The sequence below is a fragment of the Citrobacter sp. B72 genome (genome assembly GCF_016894305.1).
Lineage (GTDB): Bacteria > Pseudomonadota > Gammaproteobacteria > Enterobacterales > Enterobacteriaceae > Citrobacter > Citrobacter portucalensis.
Map to the genome: position 1 here is coordinate 17,735 of NZ_CP069802.1, position 14,970 is coordinate 32,704.

Annotated in this window: 14 protein-coding genes; 9 read left to right on the forward strand and 5 right to left on the reverse strand. The window is 41.6% G+C overall.

The window, feature by feature from the left end; all coding sequences use genetic code 11:
• Positions 1–55 precede the first annotated feature (55 nt).
• From JQN59_RS24135 to JQN59_RS24150, 4 genes are read right to left on the reverse strand one after another with little or no spacing between them, the layout of a single operon-like run.
• Positions 56–445: a hypothetical protein gene (locus JQN59_RS24135; protein ID WP_000815011.1), complete on the reverse strand. Its 390-nt coding sequence runs from the start codon at positions 443–445 to the stop codon at positions 56–58.
• Positions 442–963, reverse strand: a complete 522-nt coding sequence (locus JQN59_RS24140; protein WP_000598517.1) for a hypothetical protein — start codon at positions 961–963, stop codon at positions 442–444. The genes JQN59_RS24135 and JQN59_RS24140 overlap by 4 nt, the downstream gene beginning before the upstream one ends.
• Positions 956–1,792 carry a hypothetical protein gene (locus JQN59_RS24145; RefSeq protein WP_000700976.1) on the reverse strand — a complete coding sequence of 279 codons (837 nt, stop codon included), beginning with the start codon at positions 1,790–1,792 and terminating at the stop codon, positions 956–958. The genes JQN59_RS24140 and JQN59_RS24145 overlap by 8 nt, the downstream gene beginning before the upstream one ends.
• On the reverse strand, positions 1,789–2,736 hold the full coding sequence (locus JQN59_RS24150; RefSeq protein ID WP_000718595.1) for a metallophosphoesterase: 948 nt from the start codon (positions 2,734–2,736) through the stop codon (positions 1,789–1,791). Before JQN59_RS24150 ends, JQN59_RS24145 begins: the two co-directional genes overlap by 4 nt.
• A 363-nt stretch (positions 2,737–3,099) precedes the next feature.
• Between JQN59_RS24150 and parM the strand changes: the two genes are divergently transcribed.
• From parM to JQN59_RS24195, 9 genes are all read left to right on the forward strand, one after another.
• Positions 3,100–4,137, forward strand: coding sequence for a plasmid segregation protein ParM domain-containing protein (parM, locus tag JQN59_RS24155; RefSeq protein WP_000818954.1), 1,038 nt, complete (start codon positions 3,100–3,102; stop codon positions 4,135–4,137).
• Positions 4,138–4,148: 11 nt separating this feature from the next.
• Positions 4,149–4,661 carry a hypothetical protein gene (locus tag JQN59_RS24160; RefSeq protein WP_001151875.1) on the forward strand — a complete coding sequence of 171 codons (513 nt, stop codon included), beginning with the start codon at positions 4,149–4,151 and terminating at the stop codon, positions 4,659–4,661.
• Between the two features lie 21 nt (positions 4,662–4,682).
• Positions 4,683–5,651, forward strand: coding sequence for an IS5-like element IS903B family transposase (locus JQN59_RS24165; protein ID WP_004099053.1), 969 nt, complete (start codon positions 4,683–4,685; stop codon positions 5,649–5,651).
• 604 nt (positions 5,652–6,255) lie between these two features.
• Complete coding sequence (gene hdtA, locus JQN59_RS24170; RefSeq protein ID WP_000952689.1) at positions 6,256–6,708, forward strand: H transfer determinant A; 453 nt, start codon at positions 6,256–6,258, stop codon at positions 6,706–6,708.
• Entirely contained in the window at positions 6,698–7,123 is a 426-nt protein-coding gene (locus JQN59_RS24175; RefSeq protein WP_000836981.1) for a hypothetical protein, read from the forward strand. Before hdtA ends, JQN59_RS24175 begins: the two co-directional genes overlap by 11 nt.
• Before the next feature lie 8 nt (positions 7,124–7,131).
• A complete protein-coding gene (locus tag JQN59_RS24180) occupies positions 7,132–7,686 on the forward strand; it encodes a plasmid transfer protein (protein ID WP_000235773.1) in 555 nt (184 codons plus the stop codon).
• A 119-nt stretch (positions 7,687–7,805) separates the two neighbouring features.
• Entirely contained in the window at positions 7,806–12,110 is a 4,305-nt protein-coding gene (gene rsp / locus JQN59_RS24185) for an IncHI-type conjugal transfer protein RSP (protein WP_204528226.1), read from the forward strand.
• A gap of 277 nt (positions 12,111–12,387) precedes the next feature.
• A complete protein-coding gene (gene trhF / locus JQN59_RS24190) occupies positions 12,388–12,900 on the forward strand; it encodes an IncHI-type conjugal transfer protein TrhF (protein WP_001286760.1) in 513 nt (170 codons plus the stop codon).
• Positions 12,887–13,918 (forward strand): TrbC family F-type conjugative pilus assembly protein, encoded by a 1,032-nt coding sequence (locus JQN59_RS24195; RefSeq protein ID WP_326929026.1) that lies wholly within the window; start codon positions 12,887–12,889, stop codon positions 13,916–13,918. The genes trhF and JQN59_RS24195 overlap by 14 nt, the downstream gene beginning before the upstream one ends.
• A gap of 25 nt (positions 13,919–13,943) precedes the next feature.
• Here the strand turns inward: JQN59_RS24195 and JQN59_RS24200 are convergent, their stop codons facing one another.
• A complete protein-coding gene (locus JQN59_RS24200; protein WP_013815099.1) occupies positions 13,944–14,912 on the reverse strand; it encodes an IS5-like element IS903B family transposase in 969 nt (322 codons plus the stop codon).
• Positions 14,913–14,970: the final 58 nt, after the last annotated feature.

Here is a 14,970-nt window from a genome sequence, read left to right on the forward strand (position 1 = left end):
AACTGCATCTTTATGATGCAGTTCATATGATTTATATTTTTAATTTCTTGTTATATTAATATGGGGTGTGCGCAGGTTCAGACATATAAGGTCTTAGTTCTATATGAACAGAAGCGCCATTCCCATCATTTACTACGTTTAAAGGTGCTTTTCCCGGCAATGACATAGTTGCAACGTCAGGTCCAGAAACAGCAAAATTATTTTCTGCTGAAGGCATTACTGTAAAAATCTTTATAGCAACATTTTCATGTCTAAATAATGAAATCCCAAAAGTAGAACCAGCTTCGGTATTGCTCACGTCCACAACCACAGGGGTTTTTCCTAGATATTCATTAGTTAGTATGTTTTTTACTAATGCCCCTTCCGGGACAGTATAGATACGGTATGGATATGCTAAAGCCGTGTGACAAAAACATATTAAAATAACAATTAATGTTTGTTTCATAGATTATCCTCATTCAAAAATAAAAGATATAACTCTTGAAAATCGTGGTTAGTAATTAGGTCCGCTTTTCCGGGAAAATCGTAACTAACAGAAAATAAAAGCGAAAGCGAATCTTTTCCTTTTGCTTTGGGAGAGATTCTGCTAAAAGCACGGTTAATAAACATAAGTTGATCTTCATTGTTGAAGCAAAGTCCAAGCATTCCAACCGTAGGAACTACGAATGTGCTTACGCTGCCTGGGGGCAAAAGTTGCTTACTACGGGCATTGTAAGCACAACGACTACCACCTAGCGTTAGGCCTGAAAGCTCAATAAAACTTCTGGTTCCATTCTTGGCGACAAGCCAAACATCAGTTCCTGAACTTTCGACACGTAAAGTAACTTTTCCGTCAGTAAAGGCCTCACTTTTATTGTATAGAATAGGGTCAAAACCAACTGTCGGGAGTTCTTCGATTTTACTTTCTACTGACTGACAACCAGTCAGTAATGCAAACAATAAAAGTGTGATAACTTTAATCATCCCGCTTCCTTAGATTGTTTTTGGCGCTCGTTATAAAAGATAATGATTCACCGGGGTAGAGAATTGTTTCTTTCGTCCAATAACCATAACCACCGAGGATATTTTTTCTTTTCTCAATATAAACGGGTTCAGAAAATACTAAATGTTGATATTTAGGAAGAGATAAGATTTCATATTTTCCTTGTCCAACTAAGAGGTAATTCTTCTCTTTAGGATTGATGGTTACTGGATTACCAACACTTTGAGGTATGTTAAGTTTTTTTATATTTAGGTCAGAATAGTCAGGAACGGACACTTGATCATTAGACGTATTTCCGGGAAGAGTAAACCCTTTACCCTGATCCGGTCCAAAGATGGCAATTATATCTTTGTTGTTTCTTGTGATCGAAACGATAGCCTGAAGGGGCGTATTAGCAAGGTCATTTATAAACGATATAGTTAGACTTGATTTTGGCTCGACCCAAACAATGCTTTTTCCGGATGTGCCTTCGCTTAATGCAATTTTTTCATTTAGTAAGATTTTATTTTTGGCAATGATATTATACTCAAGTTTTGGTATCACAATAAAAAGTGATTCTTTATTTGAAACATTCATGATTTCTAAGAAATTGGTTTTGGTCATGCTGGTCTTTAGAACAGGCCTATATTTACCATTTATAAACCACCTTCCGTTTATAAGCTCCGCTTTAGCAGATATAAGTGAATCACTTTTCTGTGCGGCAGAAGAAAAAGCATCTTTTCTATGCTCTTTCTCTTGATGTGGTGCAGCTGCTGCGTGAAGATGCAAAAGTAATGTTGAAATTGAGATAATCTTCCAATTTATCTTCATCTTGTTACCTCAATGTTGTTTTCAATCGAATCGAGTTCTAAAGGATAGGTTTTAAGTGAATAAAACTTGTTTGTTGTTTGTATTAGCTGATGACACAATAAAACTGGATTGTTCTTCATGATTATTTCTACTAATGTAAGTGCTGGTGAGTCAGTTTGCGGTATACCCGGAGCAACTATTACCTGGTCTTCTAATTTTGACATATAGAGTGATCCAGTATTTATATGCAAACAATTACCGATCAGTACTGGAAGATTGTTTTGAGTACGACCATGGGCTTTTCGAATGCTGTTTACAGGATTCCTACCTAGGACCATAAGGTTGACGTCATTTATCATCATTGGTATTACGGCATGGTCCATACCGAATAGAAACTGGCTCTGAAAAATATTCACATTGGCATAGTTGAATGCTTGAAGCGCATTATAAGTATCAGTGAATGATGTGCGGATAGGGGCGTAATCAGAAGGGCAAACCCCAATTTTTATATCGCCTTTTAGTAAAATCTGCATCATCGTACCAAGCTGGGTATTAAGAAGTTTTTTTACCTCTTCCTCTAAATAGTAACGATTCACAGCTTTATGCCACTTTCCGCCCATTACACACCATCTCTCATTGAGGTATGTGCTGGGGTAAAATGTTCTCCGGTCTTTGTTTAATGGTAACAATTTTTTTAACATTTCTTCTCCGGCTCCGGCAGCTGAGAAATGCCTCACAAAACGTCCATCGAAAAAGCCACTGTTTATCGCCTTCATCAATTCTATGGGTTCCGGCCCATAGTCAAACAAATTTCCAGTAGAGAAAATTACTATCTCTTCTTCTGGCTTTGTAACTGATTGGATCAAGTTGCACAGCGCAGAGTAATGTCCATGAGGATCTGCCAGAAAGAAAATCCTTCCGGAGAAGTTTGTAAGGTCTATAGTTTGGACGTGCTCAGCTGCCATAAATTCCTCTACGTATGTTTACATCGATGATACGGTATTTCGAACTATGATTTTTTTACAAAAAGGCGTCATTTTGGATTCTAAGCCTAAGGACCTTTGTTACTTACAGGTAAAGGCCCCAGTCCTGGCTCTCAAACAGTTCATACTTAGGATGCAAAGTAACTTTCTGATTATAATTGGCTCCTTTATAAACATGGTTAATACATGAATACAGGAAATTTAACGGTAAGGTATTTAAAATGGAAGGATGCTGAAATAACATAGACTTACGTATTTTTTTAATAGTGTTAATGTTGATAATAGGTCACCATTAATGTATAAAGTTAATATCTAATATGGTCCTATTAATAAAAGAGAGTTTTTATGGCTGAACTATTAAAATCTGAAAGTCCTGTTTCACCATCAGTGCAGGATATCACTGAAGCTTTAAAAATCGTTGTCGATGATGGAAGTAAAGCTGCAAAACTGGTTTGTCTTAATGAAAGAAACGAATTAGTTCCCTTGCTTACACAAAATAGTTTTGTTCCAGATTTCCGTGTTCGCCATGAGGGTCTCAATCCTTTTAACTATCTTATTGATGGGCTGGAAAGGTTTTCGCATCACAGCGAATCTAGTAACTCACTGGAATCGACTGATGTATCTCACCAATACGATGAAATTAGCCGGTTAAATGTTCACCATGCACTTCATGCTTCTGGTTTAGTTCCTCAGGATGTTCACCTCTTTGTTACTTTACCACTTAGCCAGTTCTATACTGCTTTAGGGGAAACGAATATTGAAAATATTCAGAGAAAAAAAGATAATCTGATGAAACCAGTAGAGCGTTATCTTGACGGTAAACGCTATTCTTTTAACGTTTTGTCTGTGACTGTTTTCCCTGAATCTTTACCAGCTGTGACCCGGGCAGATGAAATTGAGGATATTGCTTCATTTGAATCAAGTTTGGTAATTGATCTTGGTGGTACTACTCTTGATGTTGCAAGTATTACTGGGCAATTAGAACAGATTTCGAAAGTAAAAGGTTTTGACCGTATTGGTTGTTCTATTGTTTACGATGAGATCAGCAGGTATCTTGAATCTGAGAAACTGAATACGAGTAATGCTTACATTCATCATCTTGTTGATAATCGTCATGATAAATCAGCTTTGAAGGTTGCAGAGGACAAGCGTGACGGTGTTTTTGATGCGGTAAACTCTGCGGTACAGAAGTTGCAAAGTAAAGTAATCAGAGCGGTTACACAAGTCGAAGAGAGGCCTCATAATGTTTTCCTTGTTGGGGGAGGTTCATATCTCATCGAAACAGCTATTCGTAAACATTTTGAAACGGCTAAAGTTATCATGGTAGACAATCCGCAGTTCGCATTATCTTTGGCAATTGCTGATACTATTTATTCAGAATAATGAGCTAGAACATGGCTAAATACCCTATCTCAAATAAGGCAGATAACGACCGGATTCAGATCCGGTCTTTCTGGATATCCGAAAGAAAAGCACCCTATGTTTATAGTTTCTTGAAAAAAACAGAACTTTGTCATAGGGGTGACCAACTGGATTTAATTAGGTCGGCTATTAGTACCGGGTTGGTATTAAATAATTTATTTCCTGACTTGGCAAATTTTATAAATGGTTTAAACGAAAGATTAACACTTGCAGATCTTAATAGGTTTCTGAATGATGGAAATACTATAGATACTGAACCTAAGCCTCCTATTAATGTATTGCTAGAGAATGTCTTAGATCAAAAGTTTAAGGAGTATTTAACACCTCTACAATTAGATAATTCAAAGCAGGATTCTGTTTCTGTAAAAGAAACCTTCCTTGTACAAAAGGAACATGCCTGCTTTGGTGTGAAGATTGAAAATGAGGGAAGCGATACCTCTATACCATCTGAAAGCCCACTTTCTTCAGGTGCATGGCTTTGTTGAATAAATCGAACTTTTGCTGAGTTGAAGGATCAGATCACGCATCTTCCCGACAACGCAGACCGTTCCGTGGCAAAGCAAAAGTTCAAAATCACCAACTGGCCCACCTACAATAAAGCCCTCATCAACCGTGGCTCCATAACTTTCTGGCTGGATGATGAAGCTATTCAGGCCTGGTATGAGTCAGCAACACCTTCTTCACGAGGCAGACCTCAGCGCTATTCTGACCTTGCCATCACGACTGTGCTGGTCATTAAACGCGTATTCAGGCTGACCCTGCGCGCTGCGCAGGGCTTTATTGATTCCATTTTTTCTCTGATGAACGTTCCGCTACGCTGCCCGGATTACAGCTGTGTCAGCAGGCGGGCAAAGTCGGTTAACGTCAGTTTCAAAACGCCCACCCGGGGTGAAATCGCACACCTGGTAATTGATTCCACCGGGCTGAAGGTCTTCGGTGAAGGCGAGTGGAAAGTCAAAAAGCATGGCCAGGAACGCCGCCGTATCTGGCGTAAGCTGCATCTCGCCGTTGACAGTAAAACACATGAAATCATCTGCGCTGACCTGTCGCTGAACAATGTGACGGACTCAGAAGCCTTCCCGGGTCTTATCCGGCAGACTCACAGAAAAATCAGGGCAGCATCGGCAGACGGCGCTTACGACACCCGGCTCTGTCACGATGAACTGCGGCGTAAGAAAATCAGCGCGCTTATCCCTCCCCGAAAAGGTGCGGGTTACTGGCCCGGTGAATATGCAGACCGTAACCGTGCAGTGGCTAATCAGCGAATGACCGGGAGTAATGCGCGGTGGAAATGGACAACAGATTACAACCGTCGCTCGATAGCGGAAACGGCGATGTACCGGGTAAAACAGCTGTTCGGGGGTTCACTGACGCTGCGTGACTACGATGGTCAGGTTGCGGAGGCTATGGCCCTGGTACGAGCGCTGAACAAAATGACGAAAGCAGGTATGCCTGAAAGCGTGCGTATTGCCTGAAAACACAACCCGCTACGGGGGAGACTTACCCGAAATCTGATTTATTCAACAAAGCCCAGGTGCATCCAAAATTTCAAAAGAAAAGTCCATTTCCTCTGTGGTGCCAGTGCTAGAAAAAGTATCGGATGAAAATCAAACCGCCTCCATAAGCATAAAATCTAAAGCTAAGGCAAACAAGCGACTAGCGACTTTGGCAAGATAGGTGAGAGACAGTACAATCGACTTCTGAGTTCAACTTGTCTTACCAGGAAAGCCAGCATACTTGCTGGCCTTTTTTTTGTTATAATAAACTCAGGCTTCAGCTGAATCTGTAAAATTACTGTTAATGAAACGGTATTTTAGGTTAATTTGGATGCTGTTACAGGAAGTGCGGATTTTTCCTAAATTTGTAAAAAACCTAAGAATTATCTTAATAAATCTGGTACTTAATTATTATTTTACGTAAAAAGTCTTTGTGGTTTAATGGTTATGTAAGGATTTTTTGATACCCTTATACCCGATGGACCTAAGGTCACTGACAACGATGTTCATGTAGAATCTTCGTTTCTGTAATCCCTTTTGTCCTTGTCCCAAATGATTGATTATTATAATAAAGGCTGATCGAATGCTATCTCGCAACTCACTAATACATGGTTTACGCCGAGACCAGTTAATCGGAGTTCTGACTATTTCAGAGTTTCCGGTAGTTATGGTAGAAAGCCACTTCATTCAGTCTGAGGTTATGGGAATAAAACCCGTAATTTTTAATATTGATGAGCTTCTTGTTTCTATATCCCCAATTTCCTCTCTTAAGTTCGATTGGGAGTGGGCCCCAGTTGATACAATACTCATTGAAGTTATCATTCCACCTGTAGAGTCAGACCTTGTAAGTGCAGAAAATGACTTCCTCCGTGATTCTGGTATTGGCCATATCCAGTGCGAGCCTGGCGGAGCATCAATACGACGTACAGTTACCTTCGTTGGTGGAATAACCGCTGATAACTTACTGTATCAGTTGAGGCTTATGTGCGTAAGCGCGTTAAAACTTTTAGGAGAGGAACTGGGGGATGAAGTCTAAGATTAGATATGTTTTATCTGGTTTTGTTGTGTTATGTGCATTTGCTGGAGTTTATAAAATCCTAAACAATGTTCCGGTTAAACCTGACCTTTTGGACTTCACTGGAAACACATTTAAAAAGACATCACTCTTCCTGCCATGTGATAAAAGCTCGCCTTCTTTAAACATTAAAATTGCTGATAACGAGAAAATCGTGATCAACGGCATCGCTTCAAAAGTAACTTTTGTTGAAAAGGCTGACCCCGTCAAAAGCCCTGGTTTTTGTGATGATCTTGATCTAAACAATTCTCGCCTTGTACATACGGCATCTTACAGCCTGGTGATTTCTGAAACCAAAACAGGATTTACACTATCAAATTTCAAGCATCTTGCCGATGATGAATCATTAGGCGGTATGTGGTTTTATCAAAAGTGACTTTTTATATGGCAACTTCAGACTTCGCTCTTAAAAACCATAATGTTAAAGCATTTGGTCAGGATGCAGCCCTTGTCATTGAGATGAACAATGAAGATGTTAGCTCATCAAAACCTTCACCTTTTTCAAATGAGATTGATAATTATTATCTTACATTGCACGTCGCTCCAAGGAACGCAAAAAAAGATTATGACTGGGGCTCAAACCGTTCTGTACTTCTAAAATTGTCGACGAATGAAGTTATGCAGATGGCATCTGTATTTCTTAGAATCATGCATACTTTAAAGATTGATAAGAGGAAAACCTCACATCATGGCCACGTCGTATACAAAAATATAAGCGTTACCCCAAACGAGAGGGGCGGTTTGTTGTTATCCGCAGGGATAGTTCCAGTCGATAAAGATGGCTTAAAACCCTTCATGCACATGGTCCCCGTCTCACAAATGGATTGCGTTAAAATTGGCCTCTACATACTTGGATATCTTGCTCAAAAAACGCCCTGGGTAAGCTCCGAGTCTATAATTACCGCGCTTCGCTTATCTGAAGCCAAGAATTCAAAATAGCGCATTAACATACGGAATATACGGAAAAATACAGGTTTTTTTAAATGTTATACGAACGGATATTTCTGTTTTTCATCGTAAAGTGAGTTTAATTTTGCTCAGAAAAACAGGTATTCGTCATGAGAAAATCAGGTTTAGGTTTAGCCCTGTTGTTTTCTTTAATTGCTCCGATTAAAGCGGTCTATGCTGAAGCGATTATGATTTCAGGAAAGCTACAGGCTGATTTGCCAGCCGTATCCTTTGACCCGGGGCCGGGCGACTTTGTTGCATACGTTAATTCTAACACTATCACTGCCTCAGGTGCAGGCACAGCCTGTAATGTAACGGTTGATGATCGAGCGACTTCCTCTGTTGATAACCTCGTTTGTTTTTTTGAGTGGTTACCCAATACCTTGGGATTAACTTCTAACGGCTTCACTCTTTCAGGCGTTCCCAACACCACCGGTGATTTAAAACTACCTTACAAGATTTCTTACTTCTCTGGTTCTGAACGGAAAAAAGTTGAAATAGTAAAAGGTGAATATTCAATCAAAAGTGTGGCACCGGTAAAACCAACTATCACCGGTCTTAAATCATCCCTGAACGGATTAGTCTATGACGGCTTTTCTTTCAAATCGTATTTAAAGGATGAAGCGATCAAAGATATCGCTGTTTCTGTTGAACCCCGCAATTATATTCAATACATCTCAATAGGTTCAGGCTCCGCCTGTGAAGTACCTATTGGCGGAACTTCCTGTACCATTGAAGTTGGAAGCATTAAGGCCAGTGATACAGATGAACTTTTGGGTTCACGTGATATCACAATTACAGCAAACTCTAAGAATAATTATTTCGCACCTCCTGAATCCAAAAAGCTTGTTGTTAACTGGGATTATCGGCCTCCTGTAGTAGACCATACACTTTGGAATTTTACCGATGAGGCTAAAACAATCAAAGTAGGTGGCCAGGACATCTATACCGGAGCCAAAACCGTTGCTGTGGCCGTTAAGGTACCCCAGCAAGAAACAGAAGGTGAATGGTGGCTCCCAACAGCTATGTCGCTCACTATGACTCCGGATGGCGTGTTTAAGCCGACGACTAAAGTGACTTTAGATGATGGCACTGAGATTGATTTCAAACAGTCCTGGGCAACCCCTTTACGTAGAACTTTACAGCCGGTAAGTGGACCTCAAAAAGTCGGTGATGAGTACCTCTATATCTTTGACTTAACGGATCTTATAAACGGGTCCTACGCAGCGACTTTTACAGTAGAAAATACGAGCAAAAACTCTTCTACGTACACTGAGCCTGAAAGCAAACTGATGCTGTCTGATAACCCAACGCTTATGGTTCTCAAAGATGGGCAGGTATTAACTAAACGAGCACCCGTATACTTCCTGAACGAGATTATCGTTGCAGCTTTCCAGGGGCAGGCTGGGGTTGCTGACATAAAATCAGTAACAATAGACAACAAAGTAGTTTCGTTAACACCTACAAATTATAAAGGTATTTACTACCTGCCGGTTGGAGACGATTTAGCAGTTAATTCGGATCACGAGATTACTGTGGTGGCTGAAAACCTTTATGGAAAAAACGTAAATTTCAGTACCGTGTTCACTTATCAACCTACTGGATTCACTCTTAAGAATCTGGAAAAAAACGTAACTCTTTACTCGCGCGTACGTCAGTATACGGACCTGCTTAGTCAAACAGCTGGTGATAAATGCACTCTGTTTACCACAGAGGAAAATGCGAATGCTTACCTCGCCTGGTATGGGGAAAAATCAGATGTTACAGCATGCTACCCTCAGTGGAACAATGTCCCTGATGGGTTGGAGTTCTATTTTAAAGGACGTACCCCGGGTCTAACTGGATTCTTTAATAAAACAGGTGAGAATCTGCTCGACTATCAAGTCTATATGATTAACGGGAAGGGCTCTAAAGCGGTTTCCGCAAGGAATCGCCGTACTCTGACCACACAATTACCATACAACCCGATCATCTCTTACAAAAAGAATAAAGTCATAGCAGGCATCAATCCGAACACTGCTCTGGCTTATACGACCGGGGGGGAGGCCGCTCGAATATTAGCGAAGGTGGTACCAGCTGACGTTACGATGATCGTCTCTCAAAACGGCTCTGAGGCTGTCAAAACGTCATTTAAAAATCGTTCCTCAAACAACGATGCAACGACCTTTGTACAAAGGGTCAAGGTTGCTGCTGCACCATTGTGGACAAAGAACGTCTTTGACATAGCTGTAGAATACTCAAAGGATCCAGAATTAAGAACTACAGACACCCTCAACGTATATACGGTGCCTGATTTCAATATTCGAGCATCGATGGAAGTGGATGACAAAAAAACAGCCACATCTCTTGAAGTGCCCTTAAAGGTAACAGTGGGGCGTTATAACAACTCCACACGTAAAAGTGCATTTGACCGTAAAACAATGGGAGAATGGGACGTCACGATATACTCTCAAAAAAGTGTATACGGCAAAGATCCAGAAACAGGCCGTTATAAAACTACATACGAAAGAACTGCGCTGACTGAAGCATTGCCGGTCAATGATGCGGGCATTGTCGAAACCAAGATTAAAATTGAAAATATGGATCTGGGTAATATGCGTCTGGTTGGTGTGGCTAAGGTCAGATCGCCATTCTCTGATTTTGAAATGAAACGTGAGACCAGTGCTGTAGGCATTCGAATCTATAAAGGTGAGGAACTGGAGGGTAACCTGTCGAAAAGCCTTATTATCGGAAGGATCCCACTTAGTACTCTGGTAAGCTTCAAATCTGCCAGTACGGCTAACTCTGATGCACTCGCCCCCACCGAATGGCAGCAGTCCTCTGATAATGGTCAAACCTGGACCATGCTTTCCGACATGACCGGAAAGAGAAGTGTAAGTATCAAAAAGACAGAAGTAGGAAAGTGGCTTTATAGGGCAAAAATGACTAATAAATTCACATCCAAGATTTCCTACACAGATGCCTTAACGGTAGTTACCTACAAGCAGCCTAAGCTCAGTATAGATGTTACAGACATTCTTCAGGGCTCAGATATACCTGTAACCCTGCTTGATAACGATGAACCTATACCAGCAGGCACCGCTGAGGTTCTCTGGTCAGAGGATAAAGTCAACTGGGTGCAGGGAGATACAACTTACACTGTGGCTTCAGCTGATACCCTACCGTCTACGATTTATGCCCGGATGCGTTACCTTGATTCCGATGAACTGGCAGAGGAGTCTTCATGGAAGGAAACGTCTGCTCGGTTGGCAGCCGCAAAACCCAAGCGCCTTTCTGTCTCGGTAACGGGGGTTTCAAAGGTAGAGGTTGGTCAAAAAGTTACTTTGGAAGGTAAGTTCACGAACCCTAACAGTAAGTACCAGAATGGTAATAACGTAGTTGAAGAATGGAAAACACCGGATGGCCAGACATTTAAGGGCTCTTCACTGTCTGTTACCCTTACTGAGCAAATGTTGGATAAACAGGGATATGCTGCTTTTGAATACAGTGCATGGTTAGCGGACAATAAGGAGAATACGGTTTCTACCCGTAGAGTTTCTGTCAAATCGTGGGTTTATAAATTTCCCGAGATGAAAATAAGCTCCAAACTTAAATACGACATGGCACCGACCACCCTACGCGTTGCGTTGAGCGGTATTAAGGATGGAGACTATCCTGGTGTTACTTATTCCCGTGAATGGATCTACGACAAAGAGAATCTGGTAATCACTAAAGATGAAGGTGACACCAAAGAATTTACAATTGAAAATCCTGGCAAATATACATTGATGGTTGTTTTCAAAGATAACCGAAACAATGAACAGCGTATCGAAAATACCTTTGTTGTCGATGAACAAACGCCAATGAACGTTGAGATGACACCCAAGTTCTCTAACAAATATATGAGAGCTCCACTCGATGTAACCTTAAGGTCAAACATCAAGCTATTTCATTCGGCGGACTCGATAGATACGGTCACATACAAGGTGAACGGTGAAGTAATACCCAGCGGCAAAAATTATTGGGCTCAACTGATCTCGGGTTTAAAAGAAAAGAAATACGAGATTACAATTGATGTTGTTAGTAAACTTGGACAGAGAGGTTCAGCATCTGTTGAGTTTGATGTCGTTAAAAACGCAGTGCCTAATTGTACATTGAGCTACACGGAAACCAACCTAAGCTGGAGCTTTACCAATAAATGTGATGATACTGATGGAAAAATGGTTAGATATGAATGGTTCATCAACGGCGAATTAAGGAACGTTTTCGGTAGTACGGCTACACTTTCTAAAAACCTTAACCGTGGTAAGCAGGACATAAAAGTAATTGCTTATGATGATAGTGGAGACTTTGCAACACAGCACGTGACAGTTTTCGGACCGGCTGAAGAGGCAAGTAAGTCTGAAAACACTGTATCAATACCAAGCAGTGAGTAGTTAATTTTTAAATATAAAGCCGGGACATTATGTCCCGGCTTTTTTATACCCAATAATTGGACCTTTGAAAAATTAATGTCGGAAAGTAACTTTGCTCCAAAGGCATCTTTCATGGCCGCTAACAAAGCTGCGTATACATGCTGAGGAATTAACATTCTTATAGGTGAATATTAGGTTAGTTTGCAGACTTCCGAGCGTTGAAAAACATGGATAATAGTTACTTGGATAGAGGTGCATCTGCCTAGTAAAAATATTCTTCAGTGCCAGTGAGAAAAATATGAGCGACTACATACCTAAAAAGAGAGGGCTGCTTATACTGGATTGGTATGTCCCCCTTAATATTTTATTGCTGATTCTCGTTATGTGTGTCTTTTTCACCCGTTATACATTTGGATACGGTTTATTGAATGGGTGCCTGCCTGCTGATTTTTATATGATTGATCATTCGGATAAAAGTATTAAAACTGGTGAACTCATAGCATTTAACATGCCGAAATCGGTACGTTTTATCCCAGAAAATGAACGAGTCATAAAAATTGTTGCCGGTGTGGGCGGTGACAAACTTAAAGTAACAATGGATGGGGTTTATAACGGGGACAAATTTTTTGAAGCTAATGCACGTCGTATTTCGAAGAAATACAATATTCCGTCCATTTTGATTGAAAAAGAATTGATAATTCCTGAAGGCGAAGTTTTCCTAATTGGGCAAACCGATCACTCATGGGATTCCCGTTTTTGGGGAACAGTAAAGCTGAATTCAGTAATTGGGAAAACATATGCGATCTTTTAATGTAAATAAAAAATATTTACCAATACTTCCTGGACTTGCGTTATGTGCAGTTTTAAGTAATACAAATGCAAGCACTGAGTATCAACATGATGCTGACCTAATCGCTCAGCAAGCAAAAGGGCTTGGGGCACAGGCTAAAGGTGCACAGCAGCCAGATGGGGCTCTTAGCCTTGATGCTACGCTAAAATCACCAGATGTGCAGAAGTACATAGCGCAAGCTGAAGCACTCCAAAAAAACCAGGACCTGAGCAAGCAAATAAACCGTGGTTACGTCCCCGGTATGAATGCGGATAGTGTTCAAGCAGTTATAGACCATACCCAGGCTATCAGGGCCCAAAGTAATAACTCTGAAGCTGTCAACGATATAATTAGAAGACGTGATGAAATTCAAGAAAACGCCAGCCTTAATGAAGCGGCTCTGAAAGCTGCGGAAAATAAGCCGGAAGTCATGCGAGGACAATCTAAAAATATCGAAAAATTGTTTGGTTCCTCGGGCATCACAGCTGCTGACTTCGAAAGAAAAATGGATAGCACACGTGAAGAAGCACTATCAACTGAAAATGGAATAACGATCTTTGCTTCATTTAGCTTGCCGGATTATGTACTGGAAGACCTTCTACGTACGGCCTCAGAGCATAAAGCTCGTGTAGTTTTCAATGGTCTAAAGAAAGGAACTACTCGGCTACCAGAGACACAGGCAGCAATAAACCAAATGATTGTCAAAGGAAAATTTGAATCTCCTTTGATTACAATTGATCCTGATAGCTTCAGTCAGTATCAAGTAACTCAAGTACCGACAATTATTTCTAGGGAGCAAGCTCGTTTTGCAAAAATGGTAGGCTCCTTCAACGTTGAGTTTTTTCAGCGAGAACTTGCTAAAAAACCCGATCAGGATATTTTCCCGGTTGCTGGTACCACTTATCCCGTTGAAGAAAAGAGCATCATTAAAGAACTGGAAGAACGTGCACAAAAATATGACTGGGAAGGGGCTTTGTTGAATAAATCAGATTTCGGGTAAGTCTCCCCCGTAGCGGGTTGTGTTTTCAGGCAATACGCACGCTTTCAGGCATACCTGCTTTCGTCATTTTGTTCAGCGCTCGTACCAGGGCCATAGCCTCCGCAACCTGACCATCGTAGTCACGCAGCGTCAGTGAACCCCCGAACAGCTGTTTTACCCGGTACATCGCCGTTTCCGCTATCGAGCGACGGTTGTAATCTGTTGTCCATTTCCACCGCGCATTACTCCCGGTCATTCGCTGATTAGCCACTGCACGGTTACGGTCTGCATATTCACCGGGCCAGTAACCCGCACCTTTTCGGGGAGGGATAAGCGCGCTGATTTTCTTACGCCGCAGTTCATCGTGACAGAGCCGGGTGTCGTAAGCGCCGTCTGCCGATGCTGCCCTGATTTTTCTGTGAGTCTGCCGGATAAGACCCGGGAAGGCTTCTGAGTCCGTCACATTGTTCAGCGACAGGTCAGCGCAGATGATTTCATGTGTTTTACTGTCAACGGCGAGATGCAGCTTACGCCAGATACGGCGGCGTTCCTGGCCATGCTTTTTGACTTTCCACTCGCCTTCACCGAAGACCTTCAGCCCGGTGGAATCAATTACCAGGTGTGCGATTTCACCCCGGGTGGGCGTTTTGAAACTGACGTTAACCGACTTTGCCCGCCTGCTGACACAGCTGTAATCCGGGCAGCGTAGCGGAACGTTCATCAGAGAAAAAATGGAATCAATAAAGCCCTGCGCAGCGCGCAGGGTCAGCCTGAATACGCGTTTAATGACCAGCACAGTCGTGATGGCAAGGTCAGAATAGCGCTGAGGTCTGCCTCGTGAAGAAGGTGTTGCTGACTCATACCAGGCCTGAATAGCTTCATCATCCAGCCAGAAAGTTATGGAGCCACGGTTGATGAGGGCTTTATTGTAGGTGGGCCAGTTGGTGATTTTGAACTTTTGCTTTGCCACGGAACGGTCTGCGTTGTCGGGAAGATACGTGATCTGATCCTTCAACTCAGCAAAAGTTCGATTTATTCAACAAAGCCCTGGGAAGGTGCAAAAAAAAGGGCCG